Annotated in this window: 20 protein-coding genes, 2 tRNA genes and 1 pseudogene; 12 read left to right on the top strand and 11 right to left on the bottom strand. The window is 35.8% G+C overall.

Annotation, left to right across the window (positions count from 1 at the left end):
- Window positions 1-81 precede the first annotated feature (81 nt).
- The 5 genes and pseudogenes from RHS_RS00625 (at window position 82) to RHS_RS00605 (ending at window position 4,552) form a co-directional block, all read left to right on the top strand.
- Window positions 82-2,323, top strand: a pseudogene (locus RHS_RS00625) (heavy metal translocating P-type ATPase).
- A gap of 29 nt (window positions 2,324-2,352) precedes the next feature.
- Window positions 2,353-2,655, top strand: a complete 303-nt coding sequence (locus RHS_RS00620; protein ID WP_027294317.1) for a metal-sensing transcriptional repressor — start codon at window positions 2,353-2,355, stop codon at window positions 2,653-2,655.
- A 55-nt stretch (window positions 2,656-2,710) separates the two neighbouring features.
- Window positions 2,711-2,890 (top strand): heavy metal-associated domain-containing protein, encoded by a 180-nt coding sequence (locus tag RHS_RS00615; RefSeq protein ID WP_027294316.1) that lies wholly within the window; start codon window positions 2,711-2,713, stop codon window positions 2,888-2,890.
- 194 nt (window positions 2,891-3,084) lie between these two features.
- On the top strand, window positions 3,085-3,741 hold the full coding sequence (locus tag RHS_RS00610) for a GNAT family N-acetyltransferase (protein ID WP_242858541.1): 657 nt from the start codon (window positions 3,085-3,087) through the stop codon (window positions 3,739-3,741).
- Window positions 3,722-4,552, top strand: coding sequence for an alpha/beta fold hydrolase (locus RHS_RS00605; RefSeq protein ID WP_395020899.1), 831 nt, complete (start codon window positions 3,722-3,724; stop codon window positions 4,550-4,552). Before RHS_RS00610 ends, RHS_RS00605 begins: the two co-directional genes overlap by 20 nt.
- A gap of 89 nt (window positions 4,553-4,641) precedes the next feature.
- On the opposite strand, the gene RHS_RS00600 is transcribed toward RHS_RS00605, so the two are convergent.
- From RHS_RS00600 to RHS_RS00590, 3 genes are all read right to left on the bottom strand, one after another.
- Complete coding sequence (locus RHS_RS00600; RefSeq protein WP_047832075.1) at window positions 4,642-5,109, bottom strand: tryptophan-rich sensory protein; 468 nt, start codon at window positions 5,107-5,109, stop codon at window positions 4,642-4,644.
- A gap of 124 nt (window positions 5,110-5,233) precedes the next feature.
- A tRNA-Gly gene (locus tag RHS_RS00595) sits at window positions 5,234-5,304 on the bottom strand.
- Between the two features lie 7 nt (window positions 5,305-5,311).
- Window positions 5,312-5,386, bottom strand: a tRNA-Pro gene (locus tag RHS_RS00590).
- Between the two features lie 244 nt (window positions 5,387-5,630).
- Between RHS_RS00590 and RHS_RS00585 the strand changes: the two genes are divergently transcribed.
- From RHS_RS00585 to RHS_RS00575, 3 genes are all read left to right on the top strand, one after another.
- A complete protein-coding gene (locus RHS_RS00585; RefSeq protein WP_047832074.1) occupies window positions 5,631-6,152 on the top strand; it encodes a hypothetical protein in 522 nt (173 codons plus the stop codon).
- A gap of 145 nt (window positions 6,153-6,297) precedes the next feature.
- Complete coding sequence (locus RHS_RS00580; RefSeq protein WP_047832073.1) at window positions 6,298-6,843, top strand: helix-turn-helix domain-containing protein; 546 nt, start codon at window positions 6,298-6,300, stop codon at window positions 6,841-6,843.
- Window positions 6,844-6,865: 22 nt separating this feature from the next.
- Complete coding sequence (locus RHS_RS00575; protein ID WP_027294310.1) at window positions 6,866-7,672, top strand: alpha/beta fold hydrolase; 807 nt, start codon at window positions 6,866-6,868, stop codon at window positions 7,670-7,672.
- A gap of 112 nt (window positions 7,673-7,784) precedes the next feature.
- Here RHS_RS00575 and RHS_RS00570 read toward each other — a convergent pair whose 3' ends face one another.
- From RHS_RS00570 to RHS_RS00555, 4 genes are all read right to left on the bottom strand, one after another.
- Window positions 7,785-7,991, bottom strand: a complete 207-nt coding sequence (locus RHS_RS00570) for a hypothetical protein (RefSeq protein WP_044295916.1) — start codon at window positions 7,989-7,991, stop codon at window positions 7,785-7,787.
- Between the two features lie 371 nt (window positions 7,992-8,362).
- A complete protein-coding gene (locus tag RHS_RS00565) occupies window positions 8,363-8,626 on the bottom strand; it encodes a hypothetical protein (RefSeq protein WP_027294308.1) in 264 nt (87 codons plus the stop codon).
- Between the two features lie 14 nt (window positions 8,627-8,640).
- Window positions 8,641-9,024, bottom strand: coding sequence for a hypothetical protein (locus RHS_RS00560; protein ID WP_027294307.1), 384 nt, complete (start codon window positions 9,022-9,024; stop codon window positions 8,641-8,643).
- Between the two features lie 22 nt (window positions 9,025-9,046).
- Window positions 9,047-9,406 carry a DUF2089 domain-containing protein gene (locus tag RHS_RS00555; RefSeq protein ID WP_027294306.1) on the bottom strand — a complete coding sequence of 120 codons (360 nt, stop codon included), beginning with the start codon at window positions 9,404-9,406 and terminating at the stop codon, window positions 9,047-9,049.
- 337 nt (window positions 9,407-9,743) lie between these two features.
- Here RHS_RS00555 and RHS_RS00550 point away from each other — a divergent pair, with 337 nt between their 5' ends.
- The 3 genes from RHS_RS00550 to RHS_RS00540 all read left to right on the top strand — a co-directional run bounded on the left by RHS_RS00550 (window position 9,744) and on the right by RHS_RS00540 (window position 11,179).
- Entirely contained in the window at window positions 9,744-10,172 is a 429-nt protein-coding gene (locus RHS_RS00550) for a hypothetical protein (protein ID WP_027294305.1), read from the top strand.
- 478 nt (window positions 10,173-10,650) lie between these two features.
- The gene (locus RHS_RS00545) at window positions 10,651-10,863 is read left to right on the top strand and encodes a helix-turn-helix domain-containing protein (protein ID WP_047832072.1); all 213 of its coding nucleotides are present in this window, start codon (window positions 10,651-10,653) and stop codon (window positions 10,861-10,863) included.
- On the top strand, window positions 10,856-11,179 hold the full coding sequence (locus RHS_RS00540; RefSeq protein WP_027294303.1) for a hypothetical protein: 324 nt from the start codon (window positions 10,856-10,858) through the stop codon (window positions 11,177-11,179). The genes RHS_RS00545 and RHS_RS00540 overlap by 8 nt, the downstream gene beginning before the upstream one ends.
- A gap of 161 nt (window positions 11,180-11,340) precedes the next feature.
- On the opposite strand, the gene RHS_RS00535 is transcribed toward RHS_RS00540, so the two are convergent.
- From RHS_RS00535 to RHS_RS00520, 4 genes are all read right to left on the bottom strand, one after another.
- Entirely contained in the window at window positions 11,341-11,901 is a 561-nt protein-coding gene (locus RHS_RS00535; protein ID WP_395020893.1) for a DUF2812 domain-containing protein, read from the bottom strand.
- A 912-nt stretch (window positions 11,902-12,813) separates the two neighbouring features.
- Window positions 12,814-13,143, bottom strand: coding sequence for a cupin domain-containing protein (locus tag RHS_RS00530; protein WP_027294300.1), 330 nt, complete (start codon window positions 13,141-13,143; stop codon window positions 12,814-12,816).
- A 172-nt stretch (window positions 13,144-13,315) separates the two neighbouring features.
- Window positions 13,316-13,585: a hypothetical protein gene (locus tag RHS_RS00525; RefSeq protein WP_395020890.1), complete on the bottom strand. Its 270-nt coding sequence runs from the start codon at window positions 13,583-13,585 to the stop codon at window positions 13,316-13,318.
- 346 nt (window positions 13,586-13,931) lie between these two features.
- The gene (locus RHS_RS00520; RefSeq protein ID WP_047832071.1) at window positions 13,932-14,576 is read right to left on the bottom strand and encodes a hypothetical protein; all 645 of its coding nucleotides are present in this window, start codon (window positions 14,574-14,576) and stop codon (window positions 13,932-13,934) included.
- A gap of 263 nt (window positions 14,577-14,839) precedes the next feature.
- On the opposite strand from RHS_RS00520, the gene RHS_RS29805 reads away from it, so the two are divergent.
- Window positions 14,840-17,140, top strand: a complete 2,301-nt coding sequence (locus RHS_RS29805; RefSeq protein WP_395020888.1) for a S8 family peptidase — start codon at window positions 14,840-14,842, stop codon at window positions 17,138-17,140.

Raw genomic sequence — 17,140 nt, 5'->3', positions numbered from 1 at the left:
AAAAAAGGTAATTGACAAATCCTATGATATAGACTATGATGAATACATACCCCGCAGGGGTATATGAAAGGAGGAATAGATTTGAAGACAGAAGTCTATATCATAAAAGGGATGACATGTGCATCCTGCAGCAGTGCTGTTGAACGTGTAACCAGAAAAATGGATGGCGTAACGAGAAGTGATGTCAATCTGGCCACCAACAAGATGACCATAGAGTATGAAGAAGAAAAGGTCACACCCGAAGATATCATGAACCGGGTAGAACGGGCGGGGTTTGCGGCAGAGCAGGAAGTTTTAAAAGATGAGAAAAAAGTGAAGGAAGAAAAAGAGGAGCGGGAGGAAGCATCCCACAAGATCAAACGCAGACTGATCATCAGTATTGTACTTGCGGTTCCCCTGCTTTATATTTCTATGGGACATATGATTCCATTTCCCCTTCCACTGCCGGGATTTTTGGATATGCATAAACAACCCCTTAACTTTGCGCTGGCGCAGCTGATTCTTACTACTTTCATATTAATCTGTGGAAGAAAATTTTATATTATTGGTTTTAAAACATTGTTCAGAGGACATCCAAATATGGATTCACTGGTGGCAATTGGTACGGGAAGTGCGTATATTTACAGTCTGGTTATGACAGCGCTAATACCTGCATCCCACATGTATGTTGAACGGTTGTACTACGAGTCAGCAGCAGTTGTAGTAACTCTTGTTATGCTTGGTAAATACCTGGAGAGCCGCAGTAAAGGTAAAACATCAGAGGCGATTCAAAAATTAATGGAACTGGCTCCAGATGTTGCAGTCGTACTGCGAGACGGCACGGAAGCGGAAGTTCCCACAACGGAAGTAAAAAAAGGTGATATCTTATTAATACGTCCGGGCAGCAGAGTTCCTCTGGATGGATTAGTCGTTAGTGGAAACAGCAGTGTGGACGAATCCATGCTGACAGGAGAAAGTATACCGGTAGAAAAGACCGCCGGAAGTGAAGTGATAGGCGGCAGTATCAATTATAACGGTTCCATGCAGGTTGAAGTAACCCATACAGGCAGTGATACTACATTGGCGAAGATCATCAAGCTGATGGAGGATGCACAGGGAAAGAAAGCACCTATATCGAAGTTGGCGGATACCGTGGCGGGGTATTTTGTACCGGCAGTTATTGTCATAGCAGTTGCGGCGGCAATTATCTGGGCATTGGCGGGGCATGACCTGGCATTTGTTTTAACAATTTTTGTATCCGTATTAGTAATTGCATGCCCATGTGCACTGGGACTGGCAACACCCACAGCCATTATGGTTGGTACGGGACTTGGAGCAAAATATGGCATACTGATAAAAAGTGGTGAAGCGTTGGAAATCACCCATAAAATAGATGCCGTTGTTCTGGATAAAACCGGAACCGTTACAGAAGGAAAACCCAGAGTGGTTGAAATCGTCAGTCCGGAGATGGAAGCAGAGGAATTACTTCGGATAACGGCATCCTGTGAGCGTGATTCCGAACATCCTCTTGGCAGAGCGATTGTAGAGGATGCGAAAAATAAAGGAATTCGATTAACAGAGCCGGAAGCGTTTGAAAGCATTACCGGAAAAGGAATTAAAGCAGAATTTGCAGGCAATGAAGTATATATCGGAAATGAACGGATGATATCGGATCTTGGTATTGACCTTGGAAGTATGAAGCAGTACAGCGGATTCTATCGCAGATAAAGGCCAGACGCCTATGTTTGTGGTAAGCGGCGGAGAATTGAAGGGCATTGTAAGTGTTGCGGATACGATGAAACCAACCAGTACCAAAGCCATTGATGACATGAAGAAGCTGGGGATTACGGTAACGATGCTTACCGGAGATAATAAACGGACTGCCCAGTATATTGGAAGACAGGCACACGTAGATCACGTAATTGCAGAAGTGCTTCCGGGTGATAAAGCAGCAGTAGTAGCTGATCTTCAGAAGCAGGGAAAAAAAGTTATGATGGTTGGAGACGGTATCAATGATGCACCTGCACTAGTGCAGGCTGACGTAGGTACCGCAATTGGAAGCGGAAGTGATATCGCCATGGAATCCAGTGATGTGGTATTAATGAGATCTGATCTCCAGGATGTATACCGGGCAATTAAGCTAAGTAAAGCTACGATCCGGAATATTAAAGAAAATCTGTTCTGGGCATTTATCTTTAACACCATAGGAATTCCGGTTGCAGCCGGTGTGCTGTATGCATTTGGAGGCCCGCTGCTGAATCCCATTTTTGCAGGGCTTGCAATGTCCTTCAGCTCAGTATTCGTAGTAAGCAACGCGCTGCGCCTGAAACGGCTTAAGTTATAAAAACAGATTAATGAAAAAGAGGTGGACAGATGAGCGAAGAAATATGTAATTGTGAAAAACATAAACACAGGGAAGACAAGGAATACAAGGATCTGGTTCACCGGCTGAACCGCATTGAAGGACAGATACGGGGGATAAAGAACATGGTAGAAGAAGAACGTTATTGTGTGGATATTTTGACACAGGTTTCAGCCATTCAGTCAGCATTAAACAGTTTCAATAAAAGTCTTCTGGCAAATCATATTAAATCCTGTGTAGTAGAAGATATACGGGGTGGAAATGATGAAGTCGTAGATGAATTGTGTAAAACGATTCAAAAATTGATGAAATAGAAATTCATCTATGAATTTATATAAGAAAAAGTATAAGAAAAAGGAGTGTACGATTATGACAGTATTAAAAGTAGAGGAAATGCATTGCGAAAAATGTGTAGAAAGAATCAGTAAAGCTTTTGACAAGGCAGGGCTTACCTATGAGGTAAATCTGGCAGATAAAACAGTTTCTATTGATGGATGTGATAAGTGTATTGCTACTGCAAAAGAAATTCTGGATGATCTCGGGTTCTAAATCGTGTTTGAAAATGCATTCCCGCCATATTGCATGGACGGGGAGGCGTAGAGCAGAACCGTGTTATACAGAAGAACCGGCAGCCTGACAGTATTTGAAGAAGAAGGGATTCTTTTCATAATGAATCACTTCTTTTTTGAACGTTTAAATATTTTTATTGTAAAATATTAAAAAATATAGATGAGGTGACGAGTATGAATCACAAAGCGAAAAAAGAAGATAAGATCAAAATTATCCATTGCTCAGAATTTGATGATTTTAACTACGGGGATATTTTGATTGTAAACGATACCTGGTACGGAGGTGTCTGGGCAAAAGACAGCGCGGGTGTATCGGTTGCTGTAAATGAAGATGCATATGAGATTTTTGAAGCAGCAAAATGCAATAAAAAAGATGTTATAGAAAACCAGATAGAAGTGGTGATGGATGAGTTTACCATCAGGCATGGAAATGAATGGATGCAGGCGGACAGAATTAAAAATCTGCTGAGTCAGACTTACTGGGCGAATACGAGAGATTTGGCTACGATAAATAAGTCGATTGAAAACTCTTTGTGCTATGGTGCATTTCGCAATGACACCGGAGAACAGATTGCTTTTGCCCGTGTGATAACAGATTATGCCACTACGTACTATCTTTGTGATGTAGTTGTAGACCAACGTTACCGTGGCGCTGGCATAGGGAAAGCCTTACTTACAGCAATCGAAGGGAATGTGGAAATCTCATCTCTGAGAGGAATCCTGGCGACACAGGATGCCCATGAATTTTATAAGAAATATGGTTTTCAGGATGAAGGCACTACTTTTATGGGAAAACCCAGAAAGGAGAATAATGATGCTGGAGTACATTGATGGTATGCAAATTCACTATGAAGTAATCGGTGAGGGAAAACCTGTTATTATGCTGCATGGTTGTGCATGTGATTATAGACTAATGCTGGGATGTATGGAACCGGTGTTTAACATGTGTGAAGGATATCAGCGTATCTATATAGATTTGCCCGGGATGGGAGAGACGAAGGCGCCGCTTTCAGTAGGGAGTTCCGATAAAATTATGGAACTCTTAATTACCTTTATAAAAAGAGTGACAAAGGGTTCATTTCTGATAGCAGGGGAATCCTACGGAGGATATCTGGCGAGGGGGATATTGACCAGGTTATCTCAGGATATAGATGGATTTCTAATGATATGTCCCGTGATTGTCCCCGGTCATAATCTGCGAAATGTGCCAGGTAAAGAAGTTTTACAGTACGATGAAGAATTTCTAAGAGGACTTTCTGCGGATGAAAGGGAATCCTATTGTGGATATGCAGTCGTTGCAAATCAAGACATATTTCTGCGTTACCAGGAGGAGATTTTGCCCGGATTGAAAATGGCTGATTCGAGTTTTATAGAAAAACTTCAAAATGACTATGCATTTTCTTTTGACGTTGATAGGAAAAGCCGTGAATTAAGATTTGAGAAACCTGTGCTTTTACTTGCCGGGCGTCAGGATAACTGCGTAGGCTATCAGGATTTATGGAGCATTATAGAAGATTACCCAAGAGGAACATTTGCAGTACTGGATATGGCAGGGCACAATTTGCAGATTGAACAATCAGAGATATTTAATAGTCTGGTGAAAGAGTGGATTCAGAGGACCGAAAAAAATAATATCCAGTAACATGATTTTCGGACAAAAGATGAGCCAAAAAGAATGTCTTTATCTCTTTTTATATGAGATAAAGGTTCTTTTTGGCTTGATTTAATTTGTTATTTATTCAATAAATAGATAGAGAAATTCAAGTATGCTGCAAATATACACCAAAGTAGATAAGGGATTTGCAAATAAGCAGCCAGGGGGTTGATCTTGTGAAATTTAATGATCATGATAATAATAGTGACGATTAAAAGGAGCAGCCAAATAAAAGCAAATAAGTAAAAATGCAGGTTAAAAAAGATCAGACTCCAAAAAAAGTTAAGTACAAGCTGCAAAGCATACCAAGTCAATGCATTTTTCGTATTTTCGTTTCCGGAAGTAATAATAAGATAGCAGGATATTCCCATCAAAATATAAAGAATAGTCCATACAATCGGAAATACCACGCCAGGTGGGCTGAGAGGAGATTTGCTCAGCATAGCATAGGTGTCTGCGGAGCTGCGGGTCAGCAGGGCAGAAATCTGACCGACTGCCAGTGGAATTAAAATACTTATGATTAATTTATCAAATTTAATCTTCATGTTGTGATCCTGTTTTTGTTTATATATATGAAATAGGAGCAGTAAATATGATAAAATCAGGGGATAAGGGAAAGGGAAAGAGAAAAAATTGTTGGCTAGAATAAGATTTTTAGGCAAAAAAATAAGCGGGTGATGGGAATCGAACCCACGTATCCAGCTTGGAAGGCTGGTGTTCTACCATTGAACTACACCCGCATAAAAGTCGGGGTGACAGGATTCGAACCTGCGACCTCCTGGTCCCAAACCAGGCGCTCTAGCCAAGCTGAGCCACACCCCGTAAAAATATTTTCGCAAACCAGCGAACGAATAATATAATAGCATATATAGAATATAAATGCAAGTAATTTCTTATATTTTTTTAAAACTTGTCAAATTACTGAAATTATTCAGATTTGATAAGAAGTTGTTCAGTTCCGTGGAATGTTAAACAGGTAGTTTTGATATGTACATTTGTCTATATTGAGAGTAAAATATAGTCAAATAAAAGGATAGTACAAGCAAAAGAGCAGAGAGGAAACAGAATGAAAGTTAATGAATATGTAAATATAATTTCAGATCAGATGAAACGTGCATTGTGGGAAGTAAAAAATGTAGTAGACTGCATACCGGAAGAATTATGGAAAAAAGAATATTGTGAAATGCCTCTGTGGAAACATGTATATCATATGATGCATTCTTTGGATCTATGGTTCATCAATCCCAGAGACAGTCACTTTCAGGAACCAACTATTCACGTGAAAGATTTAAATAACCTGAATGTGGTTTCAAAAAAAGAGTTAACCTATAATGAAATAAAATCATATTTTTTTCAAATAGAGGAAAAGATAAACCAGTATTTGTTGGATTTAAAGGATGAGGAGCTTCTACAACGTCCTGAAGTCTGTGAATATAACAGATTCACATTGATAATGGCACAAATCCGGCACTTACATACACATATGGGAATGATTATGGGATTTATTGCAGCGGATACAAATTTATGGCCCAGGGTGCTTGGGCTAGAAGGGAAAATGCCGGAAGGCGGGTACAACAAATTTTTCTAAAAGTAAAAGCTAGGAATTATATCTTTGCCTGCTCTGATTATCTTGAAATCGGAACAGCGTTTGAAAATGGGGTATTGCAATTTTTTTATTGACCAATCTAATAAATTAGACTATAATAAATTTATAGACGAAAGGGGATCGAAAAATGGATACAGCAAAATTAATTCTCAATCCTGCAAGGCTTCGCATAATGCAGTATATTCGCTTGCATGGTAGTGTCCGAACATCTGATATAGTTGAATACCTGAAGGATATACCCCGGGCAACGGTATATCATCACGTAAAGATTTTGGAAGATAATAAAATCATTGAAGTTGTGCAGGAAAATAGAGTGAGGGGGACACTTGAGAAGGTTTATTCCATGTGTGAAAATGATACCCCAATGGAAAAAGAGACATCTGTTGCCCTCTCTACAGCATTTCATATGGGGTTGATGCAGGAAATGAATGAGTATTTAAGCAGCAATGACCCGGATTGTAAGAGAGATCAGGTATGGTTTACAACGGGGCTGCTTTTTATAACAGATGATGAATACAGGAATCTTGTGCAGGATATTGGGAATTTGTTGAAGCCGTACATAGAAAGAAACCCAGATTCAGGCCGGCCGCTCCGAAAACTTTCCATTATTTCTGCACCGACACTAAAAGAGGAAGATAAGAAAAATCTTAAAAAGGATAGCCCGGATGTTTAAATAAAACGAGGAGAAATAAAATATGAAATTTCATGAGTTTGGAAATAAAAACAATCCGTATATCATGATGATCCACGGTGGTGGGAATTCATGGTGGAACTATTTGCGTCAGGCACGCGTTTTATCCGACCGTTACTATGTGATTCTACCTACAATGGACGGGCATGGCGAGGAATATGCCTCAAAATACATTTCAACTGAGGATACAGCAGACAAGTTGATGGCTTATATTAACACTGAATGCAAAGGTCATTTATTTGCACTATGCGGTGTATCTCTTGGCGGTCAGATCGTGATGGAACTTTTATCCCGAAAACCGGACTTGACCCAAAAAGCTATTATTGATGGCAGCATTTGTTACCCAAAGCCCGTTATGGCACGTTTCTGTATGGGATCAATCCGCTTTTGTGGCGGACTTTTATTTAGTAAAAGAGCCTGCCGTCTGCAAGTAGCGATGATGCCAAAACTGCTGCCAAAAAAAATGATGTATCCGGAAGAGCTTGTCCAATATTATATGCAGGATATGCCGCACCTTAGGAAAGAGACACTCTATACCATGTACCGTACTTATATGATGCAATATACGCTGAAAGACAGTGTAAGGAAGACGAAAGCTGAGGTAATGTATTGGTATGGGGAAAAGGAAATGAAGTGTGTCAAGAATTCTGCAAAGATGTTTAAATCTTATGTACCATCCTGTAAGATATATGAGGCAAAAGGATATAATCATGGATATTTATCAATTTATCTGCCGGATGAGTGGCTGGAAATTGCCGAACCATTCTTTCAGAAAGATAAAAAACCTAAGGATATAATATCTAAAGAATAAAAAGCTAAACATAAGATGTTGGATAAAAAGATACGGGAAAAGAATACAAAGAAACAGGAATAAGATAATATTCTATTGAAAAACCGGACAAGTGATTATATTGTCACTTGTCTTATTCAATTTTATTACGCTCATCAATTCTTAATAATATTTTACTATATAAGTTCTCACTGAGTTCATCAGTTAGATCCGGACATTCCTCATTAGTAAGAAATTTCTCGTATTCATCTGTGATTAAAATCAATATTTCTCTGATCCGGGCAGAAAATCTATGGTCACATGATTTTTGAAGTTTCTTTTTTCGTTGGCGTTTATTCATGGTATCCCTCCAGTATTTGTTATACTGATTATATTACATAACTAACAAATTGTGCCTGGTAATTAATGTCAGAATAAAGAGCGTTTTATAACGCTGATATATTGCTGTTACAAAGAACGTGTTTGTAAACAGACTTTAATAGTCTATAAAGTTTGATTTTGCATATGCCCAGTGTTTCGAAAAACAAAAGAACAAGTATTTTATGCAAATTCAAGTTTAAAGGACTATTATTATAAATAATTATAAAACAAATAGCTATATGTGTCAAAAAAAATTATGAACCATACACTGAATAGGCTGGTGTAAGAATAGAATAGAGCAGTACCCTACAGATAATATTTCATCCAACGAGGTACTGCTCATAATAACATCTATAGCCTTAAGGATACGAATGTGCCATCCGCTGCTTCCACATGCACGATCTCTAGACCTTTATTTTCTTTTAAAATATCCAGACATTCTCCCAATATCATGCTGATGTATTCTTTCGTAATCAGACAGCAATAAGGTTCCGGTGTATTTACTTTTAATTCTTCAAATATCCTGTCAGGAAGTATTTTTATAACAAATCCAATCATGGCGACCGGCACAGGCATGTAAAAACGAAAATCTTTTGTTCTGATTTTTACTTTCATATCATAAATCTCAATTAGTCAACAAATATTCTGACTGTTGTTCCATCCGCTGCCTCTACATTTACAAAATCGCCTTCAATTTCCCCATCCAGACATTCTGAAATGGCATCCATCATGCTGGAAAGATCGACACCCTTCAGGTCTTTCTCCGGTATGGGAAGTTTACCGGTTACTTTCAAAATCTTCTTAATGGCCCCTACCGGAAACTGTATATTTACCTTATCGCCGGAAATACTGTCGACGATAACGCGGAACATCTTTTTATCATAGCTGCTCTTGACAATAGCGGACTGCTGTACCGGTAAATCTATATTCATGGCTGACATCAGCTCTGCGGCCTGCTCAGCAGTAATTGTTCCTTCTTCTACCATTTTTAAAATTCTTAATCTTTCATCCATAATAAATCTCCTTTTTTGCATCTTATTTTAATTGTGCAATCGCCTGATCTGCGGTAATTTCTCCATTTTCCAGAGCCTTTAGAATTTCCTCTCTTTTAACCGACTGATCGTCTGTTCCTGCTTCATATCCAAGCTTTTTAATTATTGAGTCCAGTTTGGAGCGGACTGTGGGATAGGATATGCCAAGTTCCTTCTCCACTTCTTTGATATTCCCCCGACACCTAATAAATGTCTCTGTAAAATACAGGTCCTCATCTGACAGATAATCGAATTTGCTAAGTCTGAAATTATTTTCAATTACCGTATCGCAGGAATCACATTTAAGTCTTGCAACTGTCAACTCATTGTTACATACCGGACAACGACTAATGATCTTTTGCATACCAACACTTCCTTTCTGTTAATATCAATATAGTATCAAAAATTAAAAATGTCAACCATTAAATTAATATATTCAATATAAAGATTAAAAATATTAATGCAGGGTTATATTATGGCATCTGGATGCCATCTGGGAACGGGATGTGGATGGAAGTGATTGCGATTCGATTTACATATGAATCTGACGTGAAATTGGCGTGATGTAATAAACACCAAATCACCTTACAAAGTGAGGAGACTCTTCAGCTATGTCATAAATTTTATAATACCACAAATCTTTTTCTTAAAATAATATACCTTATATGATATAATATGGAAAGATCCGGGAGGTAATAGATATGTACAAAAAAAGCAGCTACGAAAAAAGAAAGATAAATAATTTTATTAAATTCTGCTGTAATGCAAGAGTAGGTGAGATAAAAAGGAGAATAAAAGACATGAGTGAAGGAGAGGTAGTCTGGATTCGGGCAAAGTTGAAATACAAAATTACTGCAAACGAGAATAGTTCTATGAATTTTTCAATGTTAGCACTTTGCATATCAACTGTCTCAATATTAATGACTATTGTTCAATTTTTGATGAATTCTGATAAAATAATTTTAACAGAAGAAAAAATCTTAGAATTGAAAACATTATTTCTGGTGTTGGTTGTATGCATCTCTATTTATGTGATAGGTGTTATGTGCTATTCAGTATATTTATCAGTTAAAAACGCCAAGGCTACAATGGCATTGAGCTACCTCGATGATTTCGGGAAAAAAGAATAGGAGATAGGTCCAGGTACTGCGTTATAAAAATGAGTCAAATGATAACATTTTCATTTGACCATTAGCAGATACATGCTTTGCATGAAATATAAAAAAATCATTCATTTTCATTCACATCCTGACAAATCATTTCCAACAATATCTGTTAAACTTATTTCCATTTAAAAATTTTCTCCATAATTATTTTTATAAGATCTTTTTCATTCCACCACTTCTGTAATTCATTGATACCAAAATCATCTTTATTTATTTTAATCCGATGCGGCAATATTGTTTCTTCAAAGAGTCAATTATAATAGTAAGCAAACATGTTGACTTTAAACACTTTCTTTTGCTAACTATAAATAATGGAGTATACCATATAGAATTAAATGATGTAACACATAGATGTACTTGCTTATTGACAAAATGTAATGAGTGTGTTACATTTAGAATGTAAGCAAGCCGTTACATTTTGTGAAGTAAAGGAGGTTGAAATTTGATATATAATCGCATTAAGGTTTTGAGGGCAGAACGTAATTGGACACAGGCTGATTTAGCGTATAAAGTAGGAATATCCAGGCAAGCTGTTATATCAATAGAAAAATATAAATATGTGCCTTCATTAGAATTAGCTTTCAAGATAGCAGAAGTATTTGATATTTCAATTAACGAAGTGTTTGAACATAAGGAGGACAAAATCAATGAATGAACAATTAATTATTTTATTTTTCCTGATTATAGGGGTGGCAGCTACACTTTTTCTATATATATGGAAGGCAAAGAAAGAGATTGAGTACAAAAAAGATGAACGTTGGCAAGTTATTCAAAATAGAGCAAATAGTGCTGCAAATGTTTCTAATTATATTTTGATATTAGTAGTTACAGTATTAGATATTCTGGTGTTATATGCAGATATCCAAATATCCCTAACATGGAATAGATTTCTTACTTGGGTTATATTATTCATTGCTATGCGTAATGCATTGGAGCTGGCTGCTTTATTATATTTTGATAAGAAAATGTAAATGAATGTTGAAAAATGTTTAAAGAGCAGGATAAAGTAAGTGCGGCAGTAATTAGTAAATCCCAGTATGAATACCGGTCAATGTCTTCTTGAGTGCTAATACACAGATTTATATTTAGTGACAATTGTAAAGCCCTGCCGCACATACCTATAAACCGCTTTTTATATCTTGTTAAGACTTTTATCATACAATAGTGTCGATTTGATTGCAAAAAAACTATATAAAATGATAAAGAAAATACAAAATAGCCACGAACATCCTCTAAATAGCGCGAACGGCGTTTCAAACAGAAAACACCACAGAAAACCTAACCCATCTAATTCCCATAATCCAGGGGTAAGATACCAGTCTTTAGGAGTGAGCAGGGTTTGAATGCTTATCATACCTTGTGATTTCAGCACAATAAAATATGCAATAAAAGCTAATTCACAAGTCAGCCACATATTTGCTATTCTTTTGTATCTGCCTGCACGCGAACGAACATCAGAAAAAATATCTTCATCACTGTTGCTGTCTGCTTTTTTAAAATATTGAACACCTGATGATTTTGTACCCACTATATGTTTCCAGCCACTATCCTCAAACATTGTCTCATAATCAAGAAAATCTTGATAGTTGCTGAATTTTCTATAATCTATTCTAAATGTAGCTTTTGGGAAATCAACTTTTTTAAAATGATAACACAAAGCTTTTTTCTCTAATAAATATCCTTGCTTTGCCATTTTGTTAAGCCATTATTCTTCCTTTTCAAAGCTTAAAAAGAATTTAAATATCTTCATCTAAAATCTCCTTCCGAAATATATGTTCAGTAGTCTTAAGCATAAATTGCATTCTTTGATAATCAGCATATAAAACGTCCTTGCCTAATTCTGTAATTGTATACACCTTTCTGCGGGGATCGTCACTTGGCAGTGACATTCTTGCAATTTTTGAAAATCGGGAGAACTTATGAGATTGAATTTATTACCATATAGACAAGAATAGATACTAGTTGGTCAATAGGGGATAAAAATGTGATAGTAATGCTGCCAGTAAATAATACTATGGCTGCAAATAACAAAATATTAGTAATGACAATACTGGTATACCAGATTAAGTTTTATATCAAATCCAGACCTAAAACTACATGCGAAATTAGCAGATGCTAATTTTAAATATAATCGAATTAGCAGAAAAGAATTGACGAAAAAGCTGCCAGATCTGGCTTAGAAATAACAATTGGTTTAAAATTCACATTAAACTACAAAATCTTGTGAAAACAATAGTCTAATTAAACCAAAGACATTTAATAGAATCAATAAGAGTACTAAACAAATAATTGGAAAAGCAAATAAAAAGTCGAAGATAGTGCTTAGAGATTCTAATAAACAAAGAATACAAACAGTAAAATCAAGGTACATTTAGCAGTGAAGTTTATTGTCCGTAAATAACAAAGTAATCCATGTAAAATAAATGAATATCATCAATTAGATAATAAGCCTGTAACCGCTTAACCGCAGTTATGGACTTATTTCCTTAATTATTCAATTAGTAATACTACTGTATTTGTCTAAAGAAAGATATGCAATTTGGCAATTGAAGATATCCCAGGTTTATATCGGAGAAAGTAGTATAGTTATATTAAACCAGAGATGTTATCGTTCTACAACAATTGTCAACATAACTAAATCTTCGTCACCAGTATTGGTAATGCTATGCTCAGAACCTTTTTGGCAAATATGGCATACTCCCGCCATAAGAATTTCCTCTTTGCCATCACAGATAGCTTTTCCGGTACCTGACAATATATAGTTAATATCATCACTTGTTTGATGACTATGCACACCAATAGAACCTCTAGCATGAATACGGCATGGAATAATTTTTCCATTGTCGCTCATAAACATCTTAGCTGACATTTCACCATTACCACCATTCATTCCAGTTATTTTTCGCTCTGCAATTTCATTAAAATTAATAAACATGTTATGACCTCCACAAACTAATTTTGGATTAATAGCTTTACTGTTAAGTTAATATTCTATTCTATTCGAACTTCAATATCTTTAAATTTAACATGAACCGTTATATCTTCATCTGTTGTATTTTGCACGGAAACCCCAACCTTAAACCAAGAACCTTTTTTTACATGTATATCTATTGTTTTCCAGGTGTAAGATATATTGGTCCATAAGCGTTTTTATCTTTACCCTCTATCGTTTTTAAAACGATTTCCGTATCAACTAATCCCTCACCAGATGAAATGGTAATTTGATTATTAAGGGGAGAAATTTCTTCATCAGAATAAACAAATTCTGAATTTCCAGCAGGTACTACAACGCTGATATCAAAATCGGCTCTTTTACCACAACCAGTGATTGCAATACATAACATCAATGATATGGCAAACGAATTTATTTTTTTCATTATTCATCTTCTCCACAACTTTAACTTTAATTGATTTAAATATATCATATAGAAGTAGAAGAAGCTACTAATAAAATGGTAGTTTCTCATAACCGTGTAGAACATCAAGAATATGACCAAATTCATAGTTTGGTAAAGACACAAGATAAATGTTAGGCAATCAAGGGCAATCAAAAAATAAAGACGTAAAAAAAGTGGAAAACCCCAGTAAATACAAGGCTTTTCCACAATTCAATTAACAGTCCGTAGGGGAATCGAACCCCACGACACACTGAAAAACACTGATAGAAAGGGGATTTTTTTGCACATCTTTTTTTTAGGCAATCAACTAGGCAATCAAAAGGTACTAATGATAAAAGTTACGCAACATAATAATGATAAAACATATATGAGTATTAAGATAGTCATAGAAGCCGTTATTCATAGCATTATTATTCATCTCACTGGAAGAATCACTTTGACCGATGTTTGTTTTAGGCGACGAATCTTTTTCGCTGTTTTTCATAGTATTCCACATAGTTACAACAATGAAGAAAATAGCAATAGAAATACCTATAATTATTATCTTATATTTGTTATTAATGGGAGTGTCTTTTTGTAAACTTTCTTCATTTGATGTTTCTGCTGCATTGGTTGTCTCGGATATAGTTTTAGAGGGATATTTATCCTGCTCCAAAATGATCTTTTCTTTTGATAAAAAGTCAGAATTACTTATTTCAAATAGTTTTATTTTGTCAAGATTACAATGGAGACAGCGATTACTTTTATTTAGATTAAAATATCCGCACGTACAGATCCAAAAACCGTCTCCTTGATATGGAAAATTTTCACAAAATACAGAATAATTTAATTTATGTACTTCAATTTTGAATTGATCTTTTAATTCATTAAGATCAGTAAGTTTATTAGGTGTGGCAATAGGCATTAAGCATTCAGATGATTGCCATTTAGTACCATCTGGTAAAAACAATAGTGGAAACGATGTAATCAAATGACCTTGCCTGTTTAATAGTTAATTCAATAGGTATGAGAAATGGAGAATATTACCAACTAGACGAGAATAGCTACCAGTTAGTCAATAGGGGGTGAAAAATTGATGAAAATATGATATATATTTAAATATAATATTGTGAATTTTTTGTGAAAATATAGGAAGAAGGGAGAAGAGTAAGATATTACTATTTGGCAATTCCAGATTCATATTAGTAAGTAATATGTTCAATGAAACTACCAAAGAGAAAAGGGAGAATATCTATGAAGAGAAAGATGAAGATTTCAGGCAAAAAAGTTGTAAGTAGCTGTTTAGTATTTGCAATGATGTGTCAGTTGGTTGGCAGCAATAATATGATGATCGCAAATGCAGAAAATGAAACGGATGCAGAAACAAAAACCTATATCGTTATGGCAGACAGTTCAAAAGAATTTAACGATGTTACTAACAGAGCAGCATTTAGTATTTCAGAAGAAGATCCGGAATTAGCAGATAATAACATTGCAGTAATGGAATTATCACCAGAAGAAGCAGAAGAGATGCAGCAAAATGATGGTTTGATTGTGGAAGAGGATATCATAATTTCTGCAAATTCATTGGAAGAAGAGATTATCACAGAAGGTACAGAAGCAGAAACGTTTTTTACTGAAAGTGAAGAAGAAAGCCAAACAACAACAGCGGAAACAGAAGTAACGGAAGAGACAGAAATTACGGAAAAGTCATCAGTGAGCACAGAAACGATTGAAAATACTGATAATCTTACGTTGGAAGAAACCGAAGAACCTGAAACAGAAGATTCAGAAAAAGCAAAAAGAATGGAATACAAGCTTAAATTACGGGAAGCTAGAAACAATGCAAGGGATACTGAGGTAGAGGCGGACTGGAACTTACAGGCAATCAATGCAGATGAAGTAAATATAAATGCAAGAAGTATTGATAAAGTGAAAGTAGCTTTATTGGATTCAGGTGTAGATTATAATGATGGAATTGATCTGTCTGATAGTATTAATTTCGTTGATGAAGAAGATTATGTAGTTCCAATGTACCAGGATCTAACGGGTCATGGAACGGGAATCGCCAGTATCATCTGTGCAAATGGGGAAGGCGGAATCAAAGGAGTTAATCCAAACGTAGATTTATATTCGGTAAAAGTGTTAGATGGTGAAAATAAAGCACCTTTGAGTAGAATTATAAAAGGTATTTATTGGTGTATCGACAATGACGTGAATATTATTAATATGAGTTTCGGAACATCCACATATTCAAATGCTATGAAAAAGGCAGTAGAAGATGCGTATGATGCAGGTATATTAATGGTTGGAGCATCTGGAAATAACGCAGACAAGGTGGAATATCCAGCAGCATTCAAAGAAGTAATGGCAGTAGCATCTACTAATGCCGAAGCCGAGATTAGTTCATTTAGCAACACCGGAAAAGAACTAGATATTGCTGCTCCGGGTGAAAAAATCCAAACTGCTTCATTTTTTGGCGGATCTGTAGTAACACATGGTACAAGTATTGCTGTCCCTCATGTGGTAGGAGTGGCTTCTCTACTATGGGAAAAAGATTTATCTAAGACTCATGAATTTATTAGACAATTAATTGACACTACATCTAAAAATATATCAAATACAGATCAGTGTGGACTTATTGATGCAAATTATGCTATGAGTATGTATGAAGTATTTGTGCAAAACTTTGATGAATCAAATATCGTAAGGGAAGAGATGATACCAGAGAATCCAGAAAATCCAGATATATTTAGTGAAGTTAATGAAGACGAAACTTATGTAGAAGGTAGATGGGCTGGAGAAGGACATAAGGATCTTGTTGATACAGGTATTTCAAATGCTGGCTGGGATCTGAGTGTACAAGCAGTGTCAATTATAAAAGAAGGTGTAGTTTATCCGGATCAAAAAGAAGTATCTAATATTTATGGTTATGGAGCATATCCTGAATATCATGGTGGTGTTAAATGGGAAAAAGTGAAAGACAAAGAAATAGTACCAATCAATTTTCTTTCTTGTTATGAATTATTAACAAAGATCGCATTAAAAGGCGGAGATACATCTAAATTTACAAATTATAAAATAGTAAAAGGGATGGATAAGCGAGTGTTTGATAAGATTAAGTCAAAAATAACTATTACAAAATTTGGTGATCAACCTTGGAGTAAAATACTTGCTAAATATGGTAACACAAAAACAAACCGCAAATACTTTTTATGGGGAGCCGCAATACATCTTGTATCGGATTCTTTTGCTCATAGAATTTGGTATAAAGATAATGGTAAAGTAGGCAAGTATATTGATCATCCAGATGCGGATAAGCCGTCTATATGCAAAAACAGATTTAAAGTGGCTGGAGATGCAGTGTCTAGTAGTGTAGCTTCTTTAGTTATAGACGTGGAGGGTGATTTTCCAGATGTAGGTTATGCTATAAGCGATAAATTTAATAATACATTTGTTAGACAAGATTTATATAAATGTTGGATAGATGTCGGTGGAAACGATAGAGGAATAGATAATGCAACAATACAAAAAATAAAAAATGCATCTAAATAA

Source organism: Robinsoniella sp. RHS, assembly GCF_001029355.1.
Lineage (GTDB): Bacteria > Bacillota > Clostridia > Lachnospirales > Lachnospiraceae > Robinsoniella > Robinsoniella peoriensis.
The sequence above is the reverse complement of the archived record's forward strand: the minus strand, read 5'-3'. Positions and strand labels throughout refer to the sequence as shown.

Coding starts and splice junctions, on each gene's coding strand:
- RHS_RS00575 (WP_027294310.1), top strand. CDS start 6,866: ATGAAATTTCATGAGTTTGGAAATAAAAACAATCCGTATATCATGATG.
- RHS_RS00570 (WP_044295916.1), bottom strand. CDS start 7,991: ATGAATAAACGCCAACGAAAAAAGAAACTTCAAAAATCATGTGACCAT.
- RHS_RS00565 (WP_027294308.1), bottom strand. CDS start 8,626: ATGAAAGTAAAAATCAGAACAAAAGATTTTCGTTTTTACATGCCTGTG.
- RHS_RS00550 (WP_027294305.1), top strand. CDS start 9,744: ATGTACAAAAAAAGCAGCTACGAAAAAAGAAAGATAAATAATTTTATT.
- RHS_RS00610 (WP_242858541.1), top strand. CDS start 3,085: ATGAATCACAAAGCGAAAAAAGAAGATAAGATCAAAATTATCCATTGC.
- RHS_RS00600 (WP_047832075.1), bottom strand. CDS start 5,109: ATGAAGATTAAATTTGATAAATTAATCATAAGTATTTTAATTCCACTG.
- RHS_RS00555 (WP_027294306.1), bottom strand. CDS start 9,406: ATGCAAAAGATCATTAGTCGTTGTCCGGTATGTAACAATGAGTTGACA.
- RHS_RS00620 (WP_027294317.1), top strand. CDS start 2,353: ATGAGCGAAGAAATATGTAATTGTGAAAAACATAAACACAGGGAAGAC.
- RHS_RS29805 (WP_395020888.1), top strand. CDS start 14,840: ATGAAGAGAAAGATGAAGATTTCAGGCAAAAAAGTTGTAAGTAGCTGT.
- RHS_RS00580 (WP_047832073.1), top strand. CDS start 6,298: ATGGATACAGCAAAATTAATTCTCAATCCTGCAAGGCTTCGCATAATG.
- RHS_RS00605 (WP_395020899.1), top strand. CDS start 3,722: ATGATGCTGGAGTACATTGATGGTATGCAAATTCACTATGAAGTAATC.
- RHS_RS00585 (WP_047832074.1), top strand. CDS start 5,631: ATGAAAGTTAATGAATATGTAAATATAATTTCAGATCAGATGAAACGT.
- RHS_RS00535 (WP_395020893.1), bottom strand. CDS start 11,901: ATGGCAAAGCAAGGATATTTATTAGAGAAAAAAGCTTTGTGTTATCAT.
- RHS_RS00525 (WP_395020890.1), bottom strand. CDS start 13,585: ATGAAAAAAATAAATTCGTTTGCCATATCATTGATGTTATGTATTGCA.
- RHS_RS00560 (WP_027294307.1), bottom strand. CDS start 9,024: ATGGATGAAAGATTAAGAATTTTAAAAATGGTAGAAGAAGGAACAATT.
- RHS_RS00540 (WP_027294303.1), top strand. CDS start 10,856: ATGAATGAACAATTAATTATTTTATTTTTCCTGATTATAGGGGTGGCA.
- RHS_RS00530 (WP_027294300.1), bottom strand. CDS start 13,143: ATGTTTATTAATTTTAATGAAATTGCAGAGCGAAAAATAACTGGAATG.
- RHS_RS00615 (WP_027294316.1), top strand. CDS start 2,711: ATGACAGTATTAAAAGTAGAGGAAATGCATTGCGAAAAATGTGTAGAA.